The organism is Rossellomorea yichunensis (genome assembly GCF_032337515.1).
GTDB classification, from domain to species: domain Bacteria; phylum Bacillota; class Bacilli; order Bacillales; family Bacillaceae_B; genus Rossellomorea; species Rossellomorea yichunensis.
Map to the genome: position 1 here is coordinate 69,623 of NZ_JAVYAD010000005.1, position 23,626 is coordinate 93,248.

Below are 23,626 nucleotides of genomic sequence, written 5' to 3' on the forward strand. Positions count from 1 at the left end.
ACGAAATAAAATCTATACAGAAGGTGTTAACCATTTCAATCAAAAAAAAGAATTTGACGATTATGCTTATGGCCAATTTTCTGGTTGCGGCAAGTGCGACGATGGTTTTGCCGTTTTTGTCTCTTTATATTGAAACCTTTGGTACGTACAGTCATGAATACGTTCAACGCTGGTCAGGATTTGTGTTCGGGGTTACATTCTTAACAGCTTTCTTTATTTCTCCTTTATGGGGACGAATCGGAGACCGCTTCGGCTATAAACCGATCCTTCTTATTACAGGGTATGGAATTGCCACATCGATTTTTCTGATGGGCTTCATGGATTCCGTTTGGGGGCTTTTCGTCCTTCGTATGATCATGGGTGCGGTGACAGGTTTCATTCCCACTTCAATGGCCCTTATTTCGGCTCAGACTCCGAAGGAAGAAGCAGGACGTACGCTTGGCACCCTGCAAATGGGAACTGTTTCAGGAGGACTATTCGGTCCAGTCATCGGTGGGTTACTCGCTGATAATGTAGGCTTTTCCTACACATTCATTTTCACCTCCATCTCCATTGCCATTGCAGCAACCGTTGTTTTACTTGGCATTGACGAGCAAAGGAGCAAAGAGCAACGGAACCAGCGAAACAAGTATTCAAGTATTGAAGTGCTTCAGCATATTTTCAGTCACAGATTATTAGTGACGGTTCTCTTATTGTCATTCCTTATCCAGGTAGCAAACTTTAGCATCCAGCCTCTTCTCGCCCTCTATGTAGATGAACTTACCTCTTCTACAAATCTGGCATTTCTGGCAGGAATTGCTTTCTCTGCAACCGGGTTTGGTAATTTACTTGCGACACGGCGATGGGGGCAGCTTGGTGATGATATTGGTTATGAAAAGGTGTTATCGATCCTCCTTGTCCTAGCCTCCATTTTCATCGTACCCCAAGCACTGGCTGTAGAACTGTGGCAGCTTGTCCTGTTCCGTTTCTTGTTCGGCATCGCGATCGGCGGGATGATACCATGTGTGACCGCTTATATCCGTCAGGAAGCCCCCATCAGTATGCAAGGGGAAGTACTCGGGTATAATCAGAGCTTTCGTTTTCTCGGAAACGTGGTCGGACCTGCTTTTGGCGGGGTCGTGTCAGGATATATTGGTATTTCTTCCGTTTTTTATGTAACAGGTGCTTTATTCTTATGCGCTTTTGGATTATTATGGTGGAGTATGCGTCATTCTGAAACAACCAGCCATGTGAAAGATTACTAGAAAAGTAGAGTGAGAAATGAGAATTTTCGCAGGTTATCTAACGGTAATTAGTGTTATGTTCATCTTTTTTACCACATTATTTTTTACGACGGATGAATGGAACAAAGTACAAAGCTTTCAAGATGAATTAGAACACTCGGTAAGGACCGATAACTTACATCTAAATCGTACCAGTTTACTGCTTGATCAGAACGGGAAGGTATTTTCGGAAGTGAACCGCCCGTTCCGAATATATATTCCTGATGAGCAGATCCCCCCTTTCATGAAGGATATTCTTGTCGCTTCAGAGGATCAGCATTTTTATGAACATGTCGGATTCGATGCAGGAGCGATTCTCCGGGCTGTCGTGAAAAACCTGGTGTTCACCCACATCCAACAGGGTGGGAGCACGATTACGCAGCAACTTGCAAGAAACCTGTATCTGGGGCAGGAAAAAACGTACAATCGTAAATTGACCGAGTTATTTTACGCCCATGAAATTGAAAAATCGTTATCAAAAGATGAAATATTAGAACTTTACCTGAATGTCATTTACTTCAGTAATGGCGTTTACGGGATTGAAACTGCGTCACAGTATTACTTCCAGAAGAGTGTACCGGAACTCAATCAGGCAGAGATGGCGTTCATTGCATCGATTCCCAATAACCCGGGAAAATATGATCCTATCGATCATTTCGATCAAACGAAAGTTCGTCAGGAACGTCTTCTGGATATTCTCGTCAGTACGGGTAAGCTATCCAAAGAAGAAGCGGAAAAAATGAAAAAAGTACCGATTAGCTTAAATGTACGTAAAAAAATCGATTTATATCCTGATTATGCTTTCTATGTGGAAAGTGAATTAAAAGAACTGATTTCGATTCACGAGGGCTACAAAGCGGAACTGGCAAATGCCTCCTCTCCAAAGGAAAAGGAGAAAGTTGCACAGAAGCTCGATGAACGTTTCCAAGAAGTGATATCCTCAGGAGTTCAAATTCAAACCGGACTGAACCCTGAGCTGCAGCAAAAAAGTGTGAACGCTTTAAATGGACAGCTTCAGAAAGAGTTACAAGGGGCCACTGTCACCATCGATAACAAGACAAGGACCATCGCGGCTTTGACCGGGGGCAGGAACTACCAGAAATATAACTTTCATCACGCATTTCAAGCTTTCAGGCAGCCTGGATCAGTGATTAAACCACTTCTCGTTTATGGTCCTTATATCGAGAGCTACCGGGCTTCCATCACTGAAAAAATAAATGCGAACCGGTACTGTATAGGTGACTATTGTCCGATAAACTATGGAGGAGCCCAGCCCGGAACCGTTACGATAAAACAATCGTTAGCACAATCGTATAACGCCGCTTCATTGCGTTTGATGGAAAAAACAGGCATAGAAGAAGCATTCAAATCCTTATCCCCTTTTTCATTTGAGAAGGTGTTAAGCGAGGATCAAACCTATGCAGCATCCGTAGGGGGATTCACTTATGGGATGAGCCCCCTTGAAATGACGGATGCTTATACGTCCTTTATTGATGGGAAGTACCAGGAAAGTCATGCGATCATTCATGTGAAGGACAATAAAGGAAACATCCTTTATCAATGGAAAAACGAGCCGAAAACGGTCTGGTCCGCAGATACAACCTCTAAAATGAGAAAGATGCTGGGCGAAGCCGCTACTTCCGGAACCGGGAGAGCCGCTTACGTATCAAAGCCCTATGTCGGGATTAAGACAGGAACCACCAATAACTATCATGACTATTGGGTCATGGGAATAACAGATACATTCACTACCGGTGTATGGGTGGGGCATGACATTCCCCGTAATATGAGTCATATTGAACAACAGCGTCCAAGTCATAAGATTTGGAAGCAAATCATGGAATGACAAAGAGTCTGCAGCACGGCTGCAGACTCTTTGTCTATAACTTCACTTTCGACATAACCGGCAAACTCGCCATCACACCATTGTATAATTTCAAACATACAAAGAATATCGTTAAAAATAAGGATGACCATGAAAACACCTGTAAACCAACGACACCGAAGATCCCCATTTTCGAGAGGGATGGACTTATTTTATAAACAAAATAAATAAAATACACGACCGAGCTCAACACAAAGATAATCAACAATCCCAGGAAGGATTTCAGACTCAGAACAGACACCAGGCCACCGATAAAATATATCATCGATCCTGTTCGAACACGGTTATACAATTCCCCATCTGAATCCATGGAGAAAAACAGCATCGAAATACCATTGATCGTCTCCGCTATCAGCTTCAAGGCAGCAAAGACCATAAAAAAAGCAACCATTAATAGTATCAATATCGCGAGCTTCAATTGCATATCCGATAAAAATTCCCTCATTCCTGGATAGACACCAATCTTCTTAAAGATGTCTACGAAAACCTCCACGCCATAAACGGAAAATGTAAGGCTAAATAATAATATAGAGAAAAGGGGCAAGTAGCTTGTTAAATATGTATTTTTCACTAATAACTCTCCCATAACGATTCTTTGACCACTCTCATCATAATCGTTTATGAGTATCTTGAAAAGGGTATAGAAACAGAAGGAACAGTGACTATATGCCTATCACTTATTTCAGGGAAAGCACAAAAAGACCGCCCTTCGATGATTGCAGAAAGGACAGTCATTTATTGCTGAGGATTGGAATGTGGCACGACACGGATATATTCTCTGGATCCAAATGGTTGTCTTTGCCGAATGGGGTCATTCGTCATTTCTTCTTCCACTTCTTCCGTTTCACCATATTGAACCGGTCTTATGTTCATACTGGTCGGGTCTTCCATTTCAATCATGCCTCTATTAAACCGATCTTGTGATTCAATTAACCACGCAAAGCCAAAAAAAGTAAAGAATATGGTCGTAACCGCTACAGTTTTCTTTTTCATAACTTCACCACCTTATGGATAGGATTCTCCAATTTGACCGAAACTATTCTGTAATCGGTTCAATTGCCCGAAAAAAACCAAGAAAATTCCGATGGTATTTTCCGTCTATCTACATATTTAATACTTCATGAACAATCTGATACGAATGGAATCCTGAGTAATGCAAGCATCTATTTTTTACGTTATAATGCTCTTTGAGGTTCAGCTTCGGTCGAGGTTTTTGAAAGAAGATGCATGCTTAAAAACAGAAAAGACATTAGACCATGCTTTAGAATAAATGAATTTTACATGAGGGGGGTTTTATATGACTTTGTTACATTGGGCTATTGTATCGCCTTTTTTATTTGCCATACTCATTCCATTTCTTTATAAGGCATTTCGGAATGTACATACTGGTTGGTTCGTATTACTGCTACCAGTCGCTTTGTTTACTTATTTTTTCCAATTCATCTCCATCACTAAGAATGGAGATACCGTCAAGGAAACCTTGGAGTGGATGCCGTCCTTCGGTATCAACTTCATTGCCTACGTTGACGGACTCGGATTGCTGTTCGCCCTGCTCATCACAGGGATCGGTTCACTAGTTGTCCTGTATTCGATTTATTACTTAGATAAGAAGAAAGAACAACTACATAATTTTTATGTATACCTAATGATGTTCATGGGAGCGATGTTGGGCGTTGTCCTATCTGATAACTTGATCGTTCTTTATATGTTCTGGGAATTCACATCCATTTCCTCATTCTTATTGATCGGCTACTGGTATCACCGTGAGCGGTCAAGATATGGAGCCCAGAAATCCATGCTCATTACCGTCTTTGGTGGACTGAGCATGCTTGGGGGATTCTTACTTCTCTATCTTATGAGCGGGACCTTCAGCATTAGGGAATTAGTCATGCAATCCGATCAGTTAATGACAGAAGCACTTTTCCTTCCAGCATTACTTCTGGTCCTGTTGGGGGCTTTCACGAAGTCCGCTCAATTCCCGTTCCACATTTGGTTACCGGATGCCATGGAGGCACCGACACCGGTCAGTGCGTACCTGCATTCTGCCACAATGGTTAAAGCCGGTATTTATCTTGTTGCCCGCTTGAGTCCTGTATTCGCTGAATCAAGTGTATGGTTGTGGCTTGTTGGCGGATTCGGTATCTTTACACTATTCTGGGGTTCCTTTAATGCAGTGAAACAAACAGACCTTAAGGGAATACTTGCATTTTCAACCGTCAGTCAACTTGGTCTTATCATGTCTTTATTGGGAGTCGGGGCAGCTGCTCTTCACTACAGTCAATTAGACGAGAATATTTATATGGTTGCTACCCTTGCCGCCGTTTTCCATTTGATTAATCACGCCACCTTCAAAGGAAGCTTGTTCATGGTTGTCGGAATTATTGATCATGAAACAGGCACAAGGGATATCCGTAAGCTTGGCGGGTTGATGAATTTCATGCCGATCACCTTCACCATTGCGATCATCGGAGCCTTCTCCATGGCAGGGCTTCCTCCATTTAATGGCTTCCTTAGTAAAGAAATGTTCTTTACAGGGATGGTAAGGGTACTTGAAATGGATATATTCAACCTGGATACAGTAGGCATGATTTTCCCGATCCTTGCCTGGGTCGGTAGTGTGTTCACGTTTATTTACAGCATGATTCTTGTGTTTAAAACCTTTACAGGGAAGCATCAACCGGAGAAACTGGAAAAGAAACCACATGAAGCTCCACTTGGAATGTTAATTTCTCCAATTATCCTGGCTTCACTTGTGATTATTTTTGGTTTCTTCCCAAATATCCTTTCAGAACGAATCATCGCTCCGGCAGTAGCTTCCATCACTCCGAGCCTGATTCAGGAAGGACATGCAGTCAAAACCCATATTTCATTCTGGCATGGCTTTACGCCTGAACTGTTTATGACCTTTGGAGTCATTCTATTTGGAATTCTGTTATATCTCCTGCTTCCAAGATGGAGAAAAATATACTCTTGGATACCGGAACGTTTCACCTTGAATTCATTTTATGATGGTGGATTAATCGGAACCGAACGCGGAGCTTACAACTTTACAAAAGGCTATATGACAGGATTTATCCGTACGTATCTCGTATATATTTTCTCCTTCTTAATTGCCGTACTGTTGTTTAGCATGTGGTTCAAAGGAGCATTTGCGATCAATACGGATGATTTGGCTCCAATCGGGATCTATGAGGTGGCCATAGCGCTTCTCCTTGTTATTAGCTCTGCAACCATCTTGTTCGCCAAATCACGATTGACGTCCATCATTTCACTGGGAGCTGCCGGATATACGGTTTCTTTATTCTTCGTATTATTCCGTGCTCCAGACTTGGCTCTGACGCAGCTCGTGATCGAGACCGTCTCTGTTGCTCTATTCTTACTCTGCTTCTATCACCTGCCTCCATTAAGCAGGCATGAAGAACGAATGAGGTTTAAGCTTGGAAATGCATTGATTGCGATCGGTGTGGGTCTGGTCGTTACATTATTTGCGATTTCTGCATACAGCACAAAACTTTTCGATTCGATTTCAAGCTATTACATCGAGAATGTATATGAAGAAGCCGGCGGTAAGAATATGGTAAACGTTATACTCGTTGACTTCCGTGGATTTGATACATTGTTTGAAATTTGTGTATTGGCGATTGCCGCACTTGGAATTTTCTCCATGATAAAATTGCGTCTGACAAGGGGGAAAGAAGGATGAAAACAAAAACGAATGACGTCATCTTACAAACCGTAACGAACGTCGTCGCATTCATCATTATCCTGTTTTCTCTGAGACTTTTCTTCGCCGGGCACTATACCCCGGGTGGAGGCTTTATTGGAGGCTTGATGACTTCGGCAGCACTTGTACTACTGTTGTTGGCGTATGATATCAAAACGGTAGCTAATATCCTGCCGGTGGATTATAAAATCATAACTGCGATTGGTTTACTCCTGGCAGTGGCAACTTCTGCGGGGGCACTTCTGTTTGATGTGCCTTTCCTGACACATGCGTACGATTATTTCCATCTTCCACTGTTAGGGAAGACATCCCTGCATACAGCCGTCTTATTTGATACGGGAGTGTATCTAGTTGTTATCGGTGTCACGATGACCATTATTCAAACGATTGGGGTGAGCGAATAATGGAAATATTAATGGCCATTGTTGTCGGAATTCTTATTACGATCGCCGTTTACTTAATGTTATCCAAAAGCTTGCTCCGAATCATCATTGGAACAGCATTATTGAGTCACGGCGCACATCTTTTACTTCTTTCCATTAGTGGTCTAAAAGGAGGAGCTGCACCTCTTCTTGGAGAACACGCAAAATCTTATGTCGATCCGTTACCACAAGCATTGATTTTAACAGCGATTGTTATCAGCTTTGGAGTGACAGCTTTCTTCCTTGTTCTTGCTTATCGTGCATATCAAGAGCTTGGAACGGATAATATGGATCAAATGAGAGGAAACGAAGGAAATGACTAACTTATTAATACTACCTATTCTAATCCCGTTATTTACGGCGATTATCTTGATGTTTTTCAGCAAATATGTGAAGGTACAACGAGGAATTTCAAGCCTATCGACTCTGGCTACCATTGCAGCATCCCTTGTACTCATCAACACCATCTACAATGATGGAATACAAACGATTAACTTAGGAAGCTGGGTGGCCCCCTTTGGGATTACACTCGTTTCTGATATGCTCTCTGCTTTACTGGTGACGACGACGAGTATGATTACAATGGTTGTGTTACTCTACTCCTTTAAGTCTATCGGAGCCGACAGAGAACGTTTCTACTACTACCCTGTTGTTCAATTCCTATTGGTGGGAGTGAACGGGGCATTTACAACCGGGGATATCTTTAACCTCTTCGTCTTTTTCGAAGTGATGCTGATGAGCTCTTATGTACTACTAGTTCTCGGTGGAACAAAGGCTCAATTGCGTGAGGGGATCAAGTACATTCTCGTGAATGTCATTTCCTCTGCTTTATTCGTCATTACTGTGGCGTATTTATATTCTGTAGTCGGTACGTTGAATATGGCAGATATTTCGAGAAAGATTGCTGAAGTAAATCAACCGGGAATCCTTACAGCGATCGCTATCATGTTCCTGCTGGTCTTCGGATTAAAAGGAGCGATTTTCCCGCTTTACTTTTGGCTGCCTGGCTCTTATTATGCACCACCAACACCGGTGCTTGCTTTGTTCGGAGCCTTACTGACTAAAGTAGGGATCTATTCGATTCTACGTACGTATACATTATTTTTCTATCATGATACTGGGTTCACTCATGAAATCCTTAGCATGTTAGCCATCCTGACAATCATCCTTGGCTGTATCGGGGCCATCGCGTATTGGGATGTTAAGAAGATCATCATCTACAACATCATCATTGCAGTTGGTGTGATATTGTTCGGGGTGTCAACCATGAACCCTGAAGCATTAGAAGGGGCGGTTTACTATCTCGTTCATGACATGATTATTAAAGCGGCTCTATTCCTCCTGGTCGGAGTGATGATTGCCATAACCGGGACAACCAACCTCAAGAAAATGGGCGGACTCATTAAAGAGTACCCGTGGCTCGGCTGGACGTTCCTTGTGGCAGCCTTCTCCTTGGCAGGGATCCCTCCTTTGAGTGGATTTATAGGGAAACTATTAATTCTCAGAGGAAGCTTTGCTGCAGAAGCGTATTTAGGTGCTGGTGTCATTTTGGCATCGAGTCTAATGGTACTGTATTCTGTTATCAAAATCTTCCTGAACGGTATATGGGGAACTCCGAAAGAATACAACGGAGTTTCAAAAGGTCATGCTCGTTATTTATGGATGACTTCCGCAATACTCGTCGTGTTAGCCGTATGTTACGGCTTTGGTGCCGAGGCGGTCCGTCCTTTATTCTCACAAGCAGCAGAAGTACTGGTAAATCCGAATCTCTATATAGACGCAGTGTTAAAGGAGTAATGTAGAATGGCATTTCAAATTTTATTAAACTTTTTCCTGGCCTTTGTCTGGATGTTTCTTTCGGTATCCTTTACTTCTCAGTCATTTATTATTGGCTATTTGCTAGGATTGCTTGTGATTTTTGCATTCAGAAGATTTTTCAACTCTCGATTTTATTTATTACGCGTGGCTGCCGTGATCAATTTATTCTTCCTGTTTTTAAAAGAACTGATCCTTGCTAACATCTCGGTCTTAAAAACGATACTAAGACCCAAGCTTGATTTCCAACCGGGAATCTTCGCATTACCGACAGATTTAAAAACAGATTGGGAGATTACCTTATTAGCTAATCTCATTACCTTAACACCCGGGACACTCGTGATGGATGTATCGTATGATAATAAGATCCTATATGTCCACGCCATCGATATCCCTGATGTGGATCAAGCCATTGATGAAATTAAAAATTCCTTTGAAAAAGCCATTATGGAGGTGAGTCGCTAATGTTACACACGATTTTTCAAATCACACTGCTATGCGTCTCCCTATCCATGCTGGGACTTGTATACAGGGTTGTGAAAGGACCAACCACCCCCGACCGGGTGGTAGCCCTGGATGCAATCGGTATCAACCTGATTGCCATCATCGCCCTCGTATCCATGATGCTCGATACTTACGCCTTTTTGGAAGTTATTCTCCTTCTCGGGATTCTGGCTTTCTTAGGAACCGTTGCCTTTTCAAAGTTCTTAGAGAAAGGGGAGATCATCGAACGTGAGCGAGATCATTAGATTTTTCATCGGGTTCTTTTTAGTAGTAGGAGGGTTTCTCAGCCTGGTCACTGCCTTTGGGTTACTGAGACTCCCGGATGTTTATACAAGAAATCATGCGGCATCTAAAAGTGCGACACTCGGCGTGATGTCGATTCTTTTGGCAACATTCCTTTACTTTTATTTGGAGCATGGGCACTTTAATTCGAGACTGATTCTGACAATCGTCTTCATCTTTGTGACAGCACCGGTCGCCGGACACCTCATCTCAAGGGCTGCCTATAATTCAGGGGTTAAGCTCTGGGACAAAAGTGTCCAGGATGATCTGAAAGATAAAAAAGAATACGATCGTCAAAACAGTCAATAAGAAACATACAAAAAGGCTTGACCACCCGAGAGAGATCTCGGGTGGTCAAGCCTTTTTCCTATCGCTGATACAAGTGATTCTCAACACTTCCATCCTGCTTGTGTACAACAAGCGTGCCGGTATGATCCGTCACATAGTCCTTCGCCTTGGACAACAGCTTATCCTTCGTCTCTTCTACCAGGATGGCACGTTGTCCGTCTGCTTTCTTTAACTGCCAGCCGTCGTCATGTGGACTGACATGATATTCGGTTTTACCCGAAGTATTACCTTCTTCAGACTTATGGGCCCGGTCCGTTGCAATCGCAATCGCACGTCCCTCTTCATACCCTTCATCGAGAAGAGCATTGGCAATTTCAATGGCTTTGTTCCGAACATCCGCAGGCAGGTTTTTCAGTGAATCGGGATAATCATTTTTTGTCCAACTCATTAAATAAAAGCCTCCTAATCAATTGGTTAGTTATTGAATTCCCATTCATTCACTTTTTAAACATTCGGATATGTAAGATTTCCACTTAGCGTTTTGGCACAACTGCCATCGTACATCTTGAAACACAAATCAATTGATCGTTCTCATCCGTGATCTTAATCTCCCAAACCATTGTGGTTCTCCCTTGGTGCATCACCGTTCCTGTGGCAGTAACAAGACCTTCACGCTTTGCTTTAATATGATTGGCATTGATCTCCAATCCGAAGCAGATCTCCTTATCCAGGTCAATTAATTCCACAGCTCCGACACTCGCAACCGTTTCTGCAAGTGCCACTGATGCTCCTCCATGAAGGAATCCGAATGGCTGCCTGGTGTTTTCATTCACCGGCATCGTCGCAATTACTCTCCCTTTCCCAAGTTCCACAAACTCAATTCCTAATGTACTGATTAATGTATTTTCCAAATTCATGTGTGCATCACCTCATAATATTTTCTTCTCTACTATCTGTTCTATAACGCTTGTGAAAATCCTTTATTTTGCCTAAAAGGGCATATCCGTTCTTCCCTTCTACCTTTGTTATGAATAATTCCCCCTTCCTTTTCATACATTTCCTTAGAGCATTCCTAAGAAAGGGGTTATGTTATGTATCGATACCATCCTTTTTACCCGCCTGTTCAACGCCCCTACCCGCCTATATATTCAAGGACACAGCCTGTTTTTTCATATAATCGCAATTATCCTCCTGTTGATAGCAACACGTTTATGTCTTCAGCAGGTAAAACGCTAAGCTTGATGGATGATGCCCAAAAGGTGCTCCAACGGATTAACCACTCTAAAGATTTTTCAAAGAAGTTTATGAGTGCTGCACAGCAATCAAACCTCCCTGAAGTACATAAACTACTTCAAACCATCGACACAAAAGTACAGCCTGTCGTCTCATTCAATCCTGACGGTGTGCGTTTAGTCTTCGATGAGAAGCTTGGCCAGGTGGATTGCTGTCATTTGATTGTAATTGTCCGGTGGATGTAGTGTATGTGCCCCACCCTTTTTACCCATAACGAAAGAGCAGTGTCCAGTGATGGCACTGCTCTTCTCATTTATGCATTTCTACTTATTAATAATCAGGGTAATAACCCGGATATCCTCAATAACCTTATGTTGGATAGTGCGGAACCTAATAATCCTCCTGAAGTGACTGTGAAATAAAAAAAGCAAGGGCACATGTCCCTTGCTTTCTATAGAATAATGGCTGCAATCCAGCCGAATAGTATCAGTGGAATATTGTAGTGTAAGAATGTTGGTACACACGTGTCCCAAATGTGGTTATGCTGTCCATCCGCATTTAATCCGGCTGTCGGTCCGAGCGTACTGTCCGATGCCGGGGAACCTGCGTCACCAAGTGCCCCTGCCGTACCGACAATCGCAATCGTTGCGAGGGGACTGAATCCAAGCTCCATGGCAAGCGGTACGAAAATGGCTGCGATGATCGGAATCGTAGCGAATGAAGATCCGATACCCATCGTCACCAGAAGTCCTACGATCAACATGATAAGAGCAGCCAATGCCTGGTTTCCACCGATTACGTCAGCAGTCGCTTCAACCAATGTTTCGACATCGCCTGTTGCTTTTACCACTTCTGCAAACCCTGATGCAGTAATCATCACAAAGCCTATGAAGGCCATCATTTTCATTCCATCATTCAGTAACCCGTCAGCCTCTTTCCATTTAACCGATCCTGTGATGTATAGAACGGCAATACCAGCTAATGCACCGAAAATCATTGATTCCAGCTGAAGTTGAACATATAGAGCGACTACGATGGAAACGAGAGCGAAAATCATCGCTCTTTTATTGTACACGACCTTTTCTTCTGCAATCACTTCTTCTCGTTCAATGTATTCCCTTGGTTTACGATAGCTCACAAATACGGCGATAAGTAACCCGATCATCATGCCACCTACTGGGATTAGCATCGCTTTCGGAATATCACCCAATGCAATTTCCATTCCGCTTGAGCCCATGTTCTGAGCAATGATTTCATGGAACTGCAAGCCGAATCCTACTGGTAAAAGAATATACGGAGCCGTTAAACCAAACGTAATCACGGATGCGATTAAACGTCTGTCAATACGTAACTCTGTCATCACCTTTAATAAAGGCGGAATCAAAATAGGAATAAAGGCAATGTGAATCGGGATCACATTTTGTGAAAAACAAGCCATGATTAAAATAGATAAAACAATAAGTGCTTTCGAAAGGGCTGTTTTTCTAGAATCACCTTTTTTCCCAACTACTTTAAGTACCCAGTCTACAAGCAGATTCGGGATTCCCGTGTAGGAAATCGCCACCGCGAATCCACCCAGTAATGCATAACTCAAGGCGATACTTGCTCCACCGCTGATTCCTTCAGTAAATATGGATATCGTCTCGTTTAATCCCAGCCCACCAGCCAATCCTCCGACTAATGCCCCAGTGATCAGAGCGAATACGACATTCACTCGTACCAAACTTAGTACGAGCATGACCAGAACCGCTATAACAACTGCGTTCATAACTACCTTCCTCCTCAAAATTCTCCATACACGATTTATCGTTTTGCTTTAGTTCGCTAAATTGGTAGAGTAATAAAATCACGATTTCAACTTTAACAAGATAAAGAGAGTTTGTCAACACTTTAGCAGAGTAAAAGGGGAGTGGAAAATTTTTAGTCGTGGATGGGTTCTCTGCGGAGGATCGGACAATATCATCCACCCAGATCATGAATACTCACAAAAAAAGAGCCTTCTTTCAGTGTCATCATGCTTAAACACTGAAAAAAGACTCTCCATTCCTTCACATTATTTTTCTAATGGCACAAAACGCTCTACTAATAGTGCAAGGGTTCTAGCCATGACACCCGTTCCACCTTTAGGACCAAGTTCATAGCTTCCTTTTGTCGTAGCCGTACCGGCGATATCAAGGTGTACCCAAGGAAGTCCTTCCGCGAACTCTCCGACAAATGCCCCACCCATGATGGCATGACCTGCTCGTCCCGGCGAGTTGTTCAAGTCGGCAATATCACTTCCACGAACACGTTTCTTATCGTTTTCCGTATATGGTAGCTGCCAGATGTATTCGCCTGATTCCCCGGACGCTTCCAGCACTTGTTCGAAGAACGCTTCATTATTCGTGAGGGCCCCCGTTTTGTCTTCACCCAGAGCGATGATGACTCCTCCCGTTAAGGTTGCAACGTCCACTAAATAGTTTGCTCCTTGATGCTTTGCATAGGTCATACCGTCAGCAAGTGCGAGACGGCCCTCAGCGTCTGTATTTAACACTTCAATGGTTTTACCGCTCATTGATGTAATCACATCGTCAGGCTTGAATGCGGAGCCGCTCACCATATTGTCTGTTGAAGGAATGACGGCAACGACGTTTTGTTCCGGTTTGATTTCACCGATGATTTCCATGGCACCCAGAACCGCAGCGGCTCCCCCCATATCTGCTTTCATTCCGACGATTCCATCTTTAGGTTTAATAGAATAACCGCCTGTATCGAAGGTGATTCCTTTTCCAACTAATCCGATGACATCTTTCCACTCATCTTTTCCATTGTACTTAAGAACGATCATTTTGGGAGGTTCAACAGATCCCTGGTTTACAGCGAGCAGTGCGCCCATTCCCAGATGCTCCATCTCTTCTTTATCCAAAATTTCAACTTCAAAGTTATATCGCTCAGCTAATTCAAGCGCGTATTCTGCTAATTTAGTAGAGGTTAATAGATTACCAGGAGTGTTCACCAGCGTACGAGCTGAATTGACTCCGTTACCAAAGGCGGATCCGATATGTAAAGCGGTCTCTACTTCTTTAGAGTCTGCGCTTGTAAAGAACTCAATCGACTCTACGTGTACTTCCGGTTGATTTGATTTTTTCTTATAGCCGTGGAATTCATATGTAGACATCGTAAAGGCTTCCATAAATGCATGAGCCGCATCTGTTGCTACCATTTCTTCAGAAACAAACGTATCCAGTGCCACTGAAAAAGAAGATATCTTCATCTGCTTTAAAGCTTTTGATGCTACACCTAACGATTCTTTTAAAGTATCAAATGTAAGATCTTTTTGTTTCCCTAGTCCGACGAACAATACTCTCTTCGTTTTGAGTTTTCCAAACGTATGTATTTTAGTTACTTTCTTTGCTTTTGAAGATATGTCTCCGTCTTTTACCAGCTGTGTAAGATAGCCCTCGAACTTGTGGTCAAGCTCTTTCAGCTTCCCTTCAAATGTTGGCTGATTGTGAACCCCAACAACCAGGCACTCCTGATTAGCAGCTGTCAATTCATTTTGATTAATCGAAAATTTCATTTATCCGACACCTCCACCCTCTATTATAGCGAAAATGTCCCATTATTTCGACTTTCTAACAAACCGCGATCCACAAAGTTAATTAAAGAGGTAAATAGGGTATGATATAATGAGAACATTATTTGTATTCATTCAATTGAAAGGGTGGCATTTCACAGCATGGAAGTATTTTTTAATTTTCCATTATGGGCATCTTTATTTTCAATCTTTTTTGCTCAGTTTGTTAAGGTTCCCATACAGTTTATCGCGACGAGGGAATTAAATTGGTCATTAATCACCTCAACAGGCGGGATGCCGAGTTCCCATTCAGCGGCCGTAACGGCATTATCTACTGGAGTAGCCTTGGAAGTAGGCGTGGATTCACCAATCTTTGCAGTTTCCGCCATGTTTGCCATCATTACGATGTTTGATGCAACGGGTGTCAGAAGACAGGCAGGAGAACAAGCCATTGTCCTGAATCGATTGATGATCGATTTCCAAAGGTTCATGTCAGAAGCAAAAGGCTGGCAGAACAAGCCTGAACAGGAAAAGCGCAAGGAATTGAAGGAATTACTCGGACACAAACCCATTGAAGTGTTCTTTGGTGGACTTTCCGGGATTATTCTGACCCTTCTTCTTCATTATTTCTTTTATGCATAGGAGTGGCACGATGAGAATTGTTTCAATCTGTCCAAGTAATACAGAAATAATCGATTACCTCGGATTAACTCCACATCTCGTTGGAGTCGATGATTACTCCGATTATCCTGAAGAGGTCCAATCACTGCCCAGGCTCGGACCGGATCTCTCCATTAATATGGATAAGCTGGAGTCCTTGAAGCCTGATTTGGTATTTTCTTCATTAAGTGTACCTGGAATGGAAAAAAACATAGAAAATCTGAATAAGCGGAACATCCCCCACATTACGTTAAATCCTCAGAGCTTTTCTGATATAGCAGAGGATCTTTTAACTGTGGGAAAAGCGTGTGGAATCGATGAATATGCCAAGAACCGTCAGAGTGAATTTCTGGAAACCGTAACACGCTTAAAAACGGTGGGTTCCGGGGTTCAACACCCTCCCTCTCTTTACTGGGAATGGTGGCCAAAGCCTGTATTCACCCCTGGTAAGATCAACTGGTTAACCGAGTTGAGCGAGATGATCGGGGCACGAAATCTATATGAAGATGTGGATCTGGCGAGTGTTCAAACGGATTGGGAAGATGTACAAAAGCGTGACCCCGACTATATCTGCCTTGCATGGGTCGGCGTTCAGCAAAAACGGGTTAACCCTGATATCGTAAAGAAGCGTCCAGGATGGAACGACATGAGAGCTGTTCAACAAGATCGAATTTTTGTCCTGGAAGAAGCCCTCTATTGCAGGCCGTCCCCACTTCTATTAAAGGGAGCTGTCAAGCTTGCCGGGATGCTTCATCCAGAATTGTATAAAGAGGTCCAGTGATGTTAAAAAAGCACGCAGTTCATGATGGATGAACTGCGTGCTTTTCTTGATTATTCTTCTTTAGGCGATAAAATCTGCTGTCTAAAAACCTGCATGGATTTATTTTCATTTAGATCTACTAATTGCTGTTCGGATAACTCACCTGAACCCATCTGGATCACATACACATCCAGTGTCTGTTTCCCCCATTCATTATACACATCATCGACTGTCTCATAATAGAGATCCAGTCTATTCCCCTTAATAGCGCTCCCTTTATCGGCTACTACCCCATATCCATAATGGGGGATAAAAAGAATGGTACCAATAGGATAAACGGAAAGATCGGCTGCAATCGTAGAATATAAATCACGTTTCACTTTCACTCCTGAATATGTAATTCCGTACAGGGGATGCCCAGGATTCTTCCCGGTCGATTCAATCCCGGCTGTATAGCCTGTGGCTACGACCTTATGCTTCGTATACTGATCCCAATCAACGGACTCTTCCAACGTCCTCGGTTCAACAGGTGTACTCGCAGATATCTGAGTTTCAAAGCCTGCCAGCCTTTTAAGAAATTTGAATGACAATCCTAATCGATTTCTCTGATGCTCTTTATAATTCAAACTGGTTTGATCACGGTCACCCTTATCCATCAACCAGGTTTTAAAGGTTTGGGCCTCTACTCCGGAGACTGATTGAAAAGTGGTTCCCAGTGCCAGGATGAACAAACTGACCATAACGAATCTCTTCGTCCATGTTTTAAACAAATTCATGTATTCACTCCTCCCACCTTTAATACTTCCCAACCAGGAGGAGATATATGCATAAATTGAGAAAAAAATCGAATAGTTTCAATATTTGGAAATCATTCAGGTTAGCGTTCCCTTTAGATGAGTTTCACCGCACATCGCCGATATTACAGTGAATATAACCTATTTCCTACTTCAACTAGTATGTACAATTTTCGAAAAAAATCATAATAAAAACCCGTTCAACTTCGGGGAAATCCCTCGGTTAAACGGATGCGGTTAAAACATTCGATACCCTTTTGCTCTTAAAATTCTCATCACGACTCCTGAAAGAATCGCTCCTGCCAGCCCACTTCCTAAGATCACAAGATCGGCTACAGCCAGGTGGCTGATTTTCGTACCTAACTCAGAAAACGACTCTCCGGCATTTCGGAAATAATCTATAAAACGAACATCATCCACAATGAAAATGACGACAATAGGATAAATGATGGCCATAATCCACGTCATACGCAATAACATATTTAACAAAAAGCCTATTCCGAAAAATAGAACAAAAAATAGAAGCATCGAAATTAACATCACATGTATAGGCATTTTTTCGCTTACACCTCCATAAACACTAAAGATTAGTGTACCCCGAGTGTAATGAAAGCGTCAATATTTTCAAGAAGATTTGTAGCTTATTCACAAAATAAACATATGTTCCATTTCAGGTGACCATATAAAAACAGACCCAAATCAGGATCCATACCTCCAATGGAAGTATCCACCTTCATCAGGTCTGCCTTTCATTCTATCTGTTAGGGCTTATTTCTGCTTCCCACTGCCTCCGCAGCACGGACACGTTTCAGAACCACCCAATACTAGCTGAAAGTATCCTTTTCCTGAACAATAAAGACAGTATTTTGTTTTAGTACTTGCAGTAGCTCTCATAATTCCCTCTCCCTTTTATTTAATTTCTTAATTTTCTGATAATATATCATCTATCTCCAATAAAGAAAAGGGACATGAGAGGGGATGTACCGTTAAGAAAGCGAATACATTTGTGTTTTTCTTTCATTATCTCTTTTTTTCTTAAAATTTACAGAATTTTATAAAAATAATGTGTACTTTGTGTAGGCAAATTGGTCTCCTGGATTAATCCCTTCTATCGGGCTTAGTATATTTTGGTCAGCCGCCTGTTTGATCATCTCATGCACCATAACGGACGTTTTTTCATCTTCCAACAATTCTTGAGGAGACTTCCACCCCACATCCCACAATTCTTTTTCTTGGATTCGAATAGAAGAAGTTTCCTTACTTTCCAACAGAAAGATCAGCATGTTATCGCTGACATCATCTTGAATCACGCCTGACCGGAATCCTACAATCCCTTTGATGCTTGTTTGTAATCCTGTTTCCTCTCTTACTTCTCTCATAACTGCATCATCGACTGCTTCTCCAGCATTGACGAAACCAGCAGGCAGGGACCACATTCCTTTCAGACCACTGTATTTCTTTTTTACCACAAGCCATTTACCATTCTCATCTATGACGATTCCGGCCACCGCAAGCCAAACTTTGCCCCTTTTCACTCTCGAACACCTCCGTAACATTTCCCCACAAGAAAAAGCAGAGCGGAAACCACCCTGCTTTTCACTATATGATTTAAGACTTAAAAGAACTTGAACTTACCTTTTTTGAAGACAAGTGATGGTCCACCAACCATGTAAAGCGCACGGTTATCGACTACTTTCTTCATGAAAGAAGCTTTTGTTCCGGTGATTTTCTTCCCATAAACGACACCGATTGCATCGTCTTCACCCAGTGAACATACTGTTCCTTTGATATCTGGAGTAAACTCTTCCATGTGATCTTTACCGTGCAGTAAAGCAGCAATGTTGCGGGCACATACTTCACCTTGCTGCATTGCGATTTGTGCAGTCGGCGGGTATGGACGCTCAGTTTCTTCATTGATCATAAGTGAACAGTCACCGATGATGAAGATGTTGTCATGACCTGGAGCTCGAAGATCTTTGTTGATTTTCACCCGGGCACGCATGTTTTCGATTCCAGCTCTTTCGATGATGGAGTTACCGCGTACACCTGCAGCCCATACGATCGTACCAGCCTTGATTTCTTCTACTTCATCTTCACCTTTAGCGATAAGGACGCTGTCAGCTTTCGCTTCTTTAAGTGGAGTTCCGATGTGGAATTCAACACCTTTTTTCTCAAGCTTGGCACGTGCGTATTTCACTAGCTCAGGATCGAATCCAGGAAGAATCATTGGTGCAGCTTCCACGCACACGATACGAACCTTCTTGCGATCGATATCATATTCATGACAAAGTTCAGGAACACGGTTACCTAATTCACCCAAGAATTCGATTCCAGTGAATCCTGCCCCACCTACAACGATTGTAAGTCGGTCATCTTTCTTTTCTTCTTCGTTTTTATACGTAGCAAATTGTAATTCAATATGCTCACGGATTTGACGGGCAGAGTTGATGTTCGAAATCATGAATGCATGCTCATGAAGACCCTGGATACCGAATGTCTCCGATTCTGCACCTAATGCAACAACCAGGTAATCGAATTCTACTTCACCGTTACTTGTGATGACTTTCTTTTCTTCTACTTTAATATCTTCAACAGTAGCTTGTAAGAAGTTTACTTTGCTTGTGTTGACAACATCTTTAATGTTGTAACGTACACGATCATGATGAAGTGTACCTGCAGAAGCTTCGTGTAACCAAGTGGTTTCGTAGTGATAATCATTTTTATTAACTAAAATAATTTCTGCTTCATTTGTACCTAATTGTTTTTGAAGACGAGTTACCGTCATTAATCCACCATAACCTGCACCTAATACAACGATTCTTGGCTTTCTCAACTGAATCACATCCACCTTTTTTGATAAATTTGCTTTGGATACTCTTAGAGTCCTCCACATCATGCTTTTTTATCCCGTTCAATCTGATGCTATTACCTTTTCCCTATAGACAAGAAACTGAAACAAATCAAACGAGAAGTTTTCCTTCATTTAAGAGGAAAGTATTGTATGAAAAATAAATAAAAACGATAAACAAGAAAGTATGTGACGTATTTCACGAACTACTACATACTTATGCGAGAATTGTCATAAATTCTTAACATTATGCCTACATTACATAATATTCTTTTTACCATGCATTTTCAAGATATATATAGGAAATTGAAAACTTAAGAATATTCCGAAAAGCGGAAGGGCTTTGCCCAGAGGCGACAAGCATAAGACGAACCAGCCGGAAAGGCGTTCTTTGCCTTTTTGGCTGGTTTGACTTATGACCTCGAGCCTCTAAGCCCTGGGGCTGGACATCATCGAAAAGCGGAAGGGCTTTGCCCAGAGGCGACAAGCATAAGTCGAACCTGCCGGAAAGGCGCTTTTTTGCCTTTTTGGCAGGTTCGACTTATGACCTCGAGCCTCTAAGCCGTGGAGCTGGACACATCGAAAAACACATCAGATTAACTCATTCAAAAGTCGTAGGGGATCTCGCCAAAAAGACTGATTATTCCCAATTATAATTTCAATTATTGTGAAGAATCGATGGCTCTGTGATAGAATAAATTAAAGTCAAATACATCTTAATTGTTGGAGGGATCTAGTTGAAGGAAGATCAAAAAGTGTATGATATTACGATCATAGGCGGCGGTCCTACAGGTTTGTTTACAGCGTTCTATGGCGGCATGAGAAAAGCATCAGTTAAGATTATTGAAAGTCTACCACAACTCGGGGGCCAGCTGGCTACTCTATATCCTGAGAAATACATATATGATGTCGCAGGTTTTCCAAAGGTGAAAGCCCAGGATCTTGTAAATAATTTAAAAGAGCAGATGGCTAAATTTGAGACGACGATTTGTCTAGAGCAAGCTGTGGAAGGTGTAGAAAAACAGGCTGATGGCATGTTTAAGCTCACAACCGATAAAGAGATTCATTTTTCCAGAACGATCATCATCACAGCAGGAAACGGTGCCTTCCAGCCTCGCCGCCTCGAACTTGAGCATGCGTCTAGTTTTGAAGGTAAGAATCTTCATTACTTTATTGATAACCTGGAACATTTCAGGGACAAGAAAGTTGTCATTTGTGGTGGTGGTGATTCTGCCGTTGACTGGGCCCTTATGCTTGAGCCGATCGCAGAAAAAGTCTACCTTGTCCACAGAAGAGATAAATTCAGAGCCCATGAACATAGTGTGGAGAATCTGCACAACTCAACCGTTGAGCTTAAAACTCCGTATGTTCCGTCAGAGCTGGTTGTCGATGAGCACAAGATCAATCAGCTGATTTTGGAAGAAACAAAAGGTGATGAGAAAGAAATTCTCGATCTCGATGAACTGATCGTTAACTTTGGCTTTGTTTCATCTCTTGGCCCTATCAAGGATTGGGGACTTGAAATCGAAAAGAATTCAATCGTCGTTAACTCGAGAATGGAAACGAATATTCCCGGAATTTATGCTGCTGGTGATATCAGTACCTATGATGGGAAAGTCAAACTCATTGCCAGTGGATTTGGCGAAGCACCGACAGCGGTTAATAATGCCAAAGCTTATATGGATCCGAAAGCAAGAGTCCAACCAATGCACAGTACATCCATGTTCACAGACTAAAGTCCACTATAAGAGAGGTTCAGGAAATTTATACCTGATCCTCTTTTTAATTCGCTCTTTTCGTAAAGATTGTTGTTTTTAACATAAGTTCTGCAAGGCTCTGTCAATTAGTGTGTGCTGGATGGTGAGGGGAACTGCTCCGCTTGCAGCTAGCGTTCGGCCGAGCCTCCTCAGCTTCGCTTCCGGGGTCTCGGCACGCCCGTACTTCCGCAGGAGTCTTTGCAGTTCCCCTCACCATCTTTAATAGGATCTTTGTGACAGAGCTTCAAGGTGTACCAGAAAACAAAATAACTAGAAAAAATAATTCTGCTTTATTAAGACAATGAATCTCTACTTACCTTATAAGAGATTGTTTGCTAAAAAGCTTGTTTAAATTGTTTTCGATTAAGAATTCATGCTCAGAAAGTTGATCCTCGCTGCAGGATGATCGACTCCTGCGGGAATAGCTGGACAGGTGAGACCCCGGAGGCGCAGCCGAGGAGGCTCACCGCCAGCCCCGCGGAAAGCGAGCATCCTGGAGCAGAAATCAACTATTACTTTCGTGTCTACAATAGCAACAAACTTTACGAAAAGAGCCTTTTAATTTGAATGTAAGTGAAAACATCAAAATAATTCCCGATCTTAAGAAACAGAATATCCAATCGCAGAAATAATGTGCCAAACATTGATCCTTATTACACACCTAAACCATTAAATTGTTTATTTTAGCAGTGAATGGGTAGACCAATAATAGGATAAAAAACTTAGATAAAGGATGATGGATGCATGAATGTACTCGTTATTGGAGCAAACGGTCATACTGGCCGACACATAGTGAAAGAACTCTCAGGCAGCAGTCAGCATTTCGTGAGAGCCATGATTCGAAAGACAGAACAGGCAAAGGATATGGAAGACTTAGGGGCAAGACCAATTGTTGCAGACCTGGAGCAGGACTTTTCTTACGCTCTTGAAAATGTAAATGCTGTTATTTTTGCAGCTGGCAGCGGTGGTTCAACAGGAGACGATAAGACCCTTACAATTGATCAGGAAGGTGCAAAGAAAGCAGTGGATTACGCGAAGAAGATGGGAATTGAGCGCTTTGTGATGCTTAGCTCAATGGGTGCAGATAATCCGTCAAGCGGTCCGGATGCACTTCAGTTTTACTTAAAAGCGAAAGGAGCAGCGGATGCCTATTTGAAGGAAAGCGGTCTAAATTACACAATCGTCCGACCAGGCGCCCTTTCATTCGACGAAGGGAAAGGAAAGATTGAAGCTTCTACCTCCATTGAAGACAAAAGCAGAGACATATCACGTGAAGATGTCGCAAAAGTACTCGTCGACTCCTTGACCATCGAAGAAACAAACCACAAAGTATTCGAAATCCTGAGCGGTGACACACCTGTTGAAGAAGCACTAAAAAATATCCATTAATCATGAAAAAGGGGACGGACCTCCAAAATGGAGGTCCGTCCCTCTTAGTTATCAGCAATTCTCCGGCGTACCTTTATTCGTCGCCGTCACGAACGATGATCCGCATCCGCATGATGCGATGGCGTTCGGATTATCAATCGTAAATCCGCCGCCCATCATGGACTGCTTGTAATCTATTTTAGTACCGTTCAAAATAGCAGCATCATTTTTGGCTACAACAAGCTTGATTCCATGCTGTTCCAGTGTTGTATCTCCATCTTGAAGCTCATGTTCAAATCCCATTCCATAAGAAAGGCCGCTACAGCCTCCCCCTTTAACCGCTACTCGCAACATGGCATCTGTTTCCTCATGTTCCTTCATCATATCTTTAATCTGAAGGGCCGCGGCTTCTGTCAGAATGACTACTTCACTCATTCATTACACCCCCAACCTTTTCATTTCTTACTT

26 protein-coding genes are annotated in these 23,626 nt (G+C 42.4%); 14 read left to right on the plus strand and 12 right to left on the minus strand.

The window, feature by feature from the left end:
* The first annotated feature begins 32 nt into the window (after window positions 1-32).
* Entirely contained in the window at window positions 33-1,244 is a 1,212-nt protein-coding gene (locus RSX31_RS14350; protein WP_148995527.1) for an MFS transporter, read from the plus strand.
* A 16-nt stretch (window positions 1,245-1,260) separates the two neighbouring features.
* Window positions 1,261-3,108, plus strand: coding sequence for a transglycosylase domain-containing protein (locus tag RSX31_RS14355; RefSeq protein WP_315634992.1), 1,848 nt, complete (start codon window positions 1,261-1,263; stop codon window positions 3,106-3,108).
* 34 nt (window positions 3,109-3,142) lie between these two features.
* Here the strand turns inward: RSX31_RS14355 and RSX31_RS14360 are convergent, their stop codons facing one another.
* Window positions 3,143-3,718 carry a DUF5366 family protein gene (locus RSX31_RS14360; RefSeq protein ID WP_148970741.1) on the minus strand — a complete coding sequence of 192 codons (576 nt, stop codon included), beginning with the start codon at window positions 3,716-3,718 and terminating at the stop codon, window positions 3,143-3,145.
* A gap of 164 nt (window positions 3,719-3,882) precedes the next feature.
* Window positions 3,883-4,140: a hypothetical protein gene (locus tag RSX31_RS14365; protein WP_148970742.1), complete on the minus strand. Its 258-nt coding sequence runs from the start codon at window positions 4,138-4,140 to the stop codon at window positions 3,883-3,885.
* A 304-nt stretch (window positions 4,141-4,444) separates the two neighbouring features.
* Between RSX31_RS14365 and RSX31_RS14370 the strand changes: the two genes are divergently transcribed.
* Genes RSX31_RS14370 through mnhG form a run of 7 tightly spaced genes read left to right on the plus strand, consistent with a single transcriptional unit; the run spans window position 4,445 to window position 10,203 of the window.
* Entirely contained in the window at window positions 4,445-6,850 is a 2,406-nt protein-coding gene (locus RSX31_RS14370) for a Na+/H+ antiporter subunit A (RefSeq protein WP_148970743.1), read from the plus strand.
* A complete protein-coding gene (locus RSX31_RS14375) occupies window positions 6,847-7,275 on the plus strand; it encodes a Na(+)/H(+) antiporter subunit B (RefSeq protein ID WP_148970744.1) in 429 nt (142 codons plus the stop codon). Before RSX31_RS14370 ends, RSX31_RS14375 begins: the two co-directional genes overlap by 4 nt.
* Window positions 7,275-7,616, plus strand: a complete 342-nt coding sequence (locus RSX31_RS14380) for a Na(+)/H(+) antiporter subunit C (RefSeq protein ID WP_044338125.1) — start codon at window positions 7,275-7,277, stop codon at window positions 7,614-7,616. Before RSX31_RS14375 ends, RSX31_RS14380 begins: the two co-directional genes overlap by 1 nt.
* Window positions 7,609-9,090 (plus strand): Na+/H+ antiporter subunit D, encoded by a 1,482-nt coding sequence (locus RSX31_RS14385; protein ID WP_148970745.1) that lies wholly within the window; start codon window positions 7,609-7,611, stop codon window positions 9,088-9,090. Before RSX31_RS14380 ends, RSX31_RS14385 begins: the two co-directional genes overlap by 8 nt.
* Window positions 9,091-9,096: 6 nt before the next feature.
* A complete protein-coding gene (locus RSX31_RS14390) occupies window positions 9,097-9,573 on the plus strand; it encodes a Na+/H+ antiporter subunit E (RefSeq protein WP_148970746.1) in 477 nt (158 codons plus the stop codon).
* Entirely contained in the window at window positions 9,573-9,857 is a 285-nt protein-coding gene (locus tag RSX31_RS14395; RefSeq protein ID WP_113968950.1) for a Na(+)/H(+) antiporter subunit F1, read from the plus strand. The genes RSX31_RS14390 and RSX31_RS14395 overlap by 1 nt, the downstream gene beginning before the upstream one ends.
* Window positions 9,841-10,203: a monovalent cation/H(+) antiporter subunit G gene (mnhG, locus tag RSX31_RS14400; protein WP_148970747.1), complete on the plus strand. Its 363-nt coding sequence runs from the start codon at window positions 9,841-9,843 to the stop codon at window positions 10,201-10,203. Before RSX31_RS14395 ends, mnhG begins: the two co-directional genes overlap by 17 nt.
* Window positions 10,204-10,261: 58 nt before the next feature.
* Here mnhG and RSX31_RS14405 read toward each other — a convergent pair whose 3' ends face one another.
* Together RSX31_RS14405 and RSX31_RS14410 are read right to left on the minus strand one after the other, a co-directional pair.
* On the minus strand, window positions 10,262-10,630 hold the full coding sequence (locus RSX31_RS14405) for a DUF2188 domain-containing protein (RefSeq protein ID WP_148995252.1): 369 nt from the start codon (window positions 10,628-10,630) through the stop codon (window positions 10,262-10,264).
* Window positions 10,631-10,715: 85 nt separating this feature from the next.
* Window positions 10,716-11,099, minus strand: coding sequence for a PaaI family thioesterase (locus RSX31_RS14410; RefSeq protein WP_148995253.1), 384 nt, complete (start codon window positions 11,097-11,099; stop codon window positions 10,716-10,718).
* Window positions 11,100-11,273: 174 nt separating this feature from the next.
* Between RSX31_RS14410 and RSX31_RS14415 the strand changes: the two genes are divergently transcribed.
* Entirely contained in the window at window positions 11,274-11,660 is a 387-nt protein-coding gene (locus RSX31_RS14415; RefSeq protein WP_148970750.1) for an LLM class oxidoreductase, read from the plus strand.
* Window positions 11,661-11,866: 206 nt separating this feature from the next.
* On the opposite strand, the gene RSX31_RS14420 is transcribed toward RSX31_RS14415, so the two are convergent.
* Window positions 11,867-13,183, minus strand: a complete 1,317-nt coding sequence (locus RSX31_RS14420; protein ID WP_148995254.1) for a Na+/H+ antiporter family protein — start codon at window positions 13,181-13,183, stop codon at window positions 11,867-11,869.
* A gap of 285 nt (window positions 13,184-13,468) precedes the next feature.
* Complete coding sequence (locus RSX31_RS14425) at window positions 13,469-14,974, minus strand: leucyl aminopeptidase (RefSeq protein ID WP_148970752.1); 1,506 nt, start codon at window positions 14,972-14,974, stop codon at window positions 13,469-13,471.
* A gap of 159 nt (window positions 14,975-15,133) precedes the next feature.
* Here RSX31_RS14425 and RSX31_RS14430 point away from each other — a divergent pair, with 159 nt between their 5' ends.
* Both RSX31_RS14430 and RSX31_RS14435 read left to right on the plus strand, forming a co-directional pair.
* Window positions 15,134-15,613 (plus strand): divergent PAP2 family protein, encoded by a 480-nt coding sequence (locus RSX31_RS14430; RefSeq protein WP_148970753.1) that lies wholly within the window; start codon window positions 15,134-15,136, stop codon window positions 15,611-15,613.
* 10 nt (window positions 15,614-15,623) lie between these two features.
* Entirely contained in the window at window positions 15,624-16,412 is a 789-nt protein-coding gene (locus RSX31_RS14435; protein ID WP_315634993.1) for a cobalamin-binding protein, read from the plus strand.
* A 50-nt stretch (window positions 16,413-16,462) separates the two neighbouring features.
* Here the strand turns inward: RSX31_RS14435 and RSX31_RS14440 are convergent, their stop codons facing one another.
* From RSX31_RS14440 to RSX31_RS14460, 5 genes are all read right to left on the minus strand, one after another.
* On the minus strand, window positions 16,463-17,167 hold the full coding sequence (locus tag RSX31_RS14440) for a 3D domain-containing protein (protein ID WP_148995256.1): 705 nt from the start codon (window positions 17,165-17,167) through the stop codon (window positions 16,463-16,465).
* Window positions 17,168-17,422: 255 nt separating this feature from the next.
* A complete protein-coding gene (locus tag RSX31_RS14445; protein ID WP_262371868.1) occupies window positions 17,423-17,740 on the minus strand; it encodes a YuiB family protein in 318 nt (105 codons plus the stop codon).
* Between the two features lie 213 nt (window positions 17,741-17,953).
* On the minus strand, window positions 17,954-18,079 hold the full coding sequence (locus tag RSX31_RS14450) for a YuiA family protein (protein ID WP_172655674.1): 126 nt from the start codon (window positions 18,077-18,079) through the stop codon (window positions 17,954-17,956).
* Between the two features lie 158 nt (window positions 18,080-18,237).
* The gene (locus RSX31_RS14455; RefSeq protein ID WP_315634994.1) at window positions 18,238-18,741 is read right to left on the minus strand and encodes an NUDIX hydrolase; all 504 of its coding nucleotides are present in this window, start codon (window positions 18,739-18,741) and stop codon (window positions 18,238-18,240) included.
* A gap of 59 nt (window positions 18,742-18,800) precedes the next feature.
* Window positions 18,801-20,018, minus strand: a complete 1,218-nt coding sequence (locus RSX31_RS14460) for an NAD(P)/FAD-dependent oxidoreductase (protein ID WP_148970826.1) — start codon at window positions 20,016-20,018, stop codon at window positions 18,801-18,803.
* A 752-nt stretch (window positions 20,019-20,770) separates the two neighbouring features.
* On the opposite strand from RSX31_RS14460, the gene RSX31_RS14465 reads away from it, so the two are divergent.
* Window positions 20,771-21,769 carry an NAD(P)/FAD-dependent oxidoreductase gene (locus RSX31_RS14465; RefSeq protein WP_148995258.1) on the plus strand — a complete coding sequence of 333 codons (999 nt, stop codon included), beginning with the start codon at window positions 20,771-20,773 and terminating at the stop codon, window positions 21,767-21,769.
* Between the two features lie 765 nt (window positions 21,770-22,534).
* Window positions 22,535-23,179, plus strand: a complete 645-nt coding sequence (locus RSX31_RS14470) for an SDR family oxidoreductase (RefSeq protein ID WP_148970758.1) — start codon at window positions 22,535-22,537, stop codon at window positions 23,177-23,179.
* A 51-nt stretch (window positions 23,180-23,230) separates the two neighbouring features.
* Here RSX31_RS14470 and RSX31_RS14475 read toward each other — a convergent pair whose 3' ends face one another.
* On the minus strand, window positions 23,231-23,593 hold the full coding sequence (locus RSX31_RS14475; RefSeq protein ID WP_148995260.1) for a HesB/IscA family protein: 363 nt from the start codon (window positions 23,591-23,593) through the stop codon (window positions 23,231-23,233).
* Window positions 23,594-23,626 lie beyond the last annotated feature (33 nt).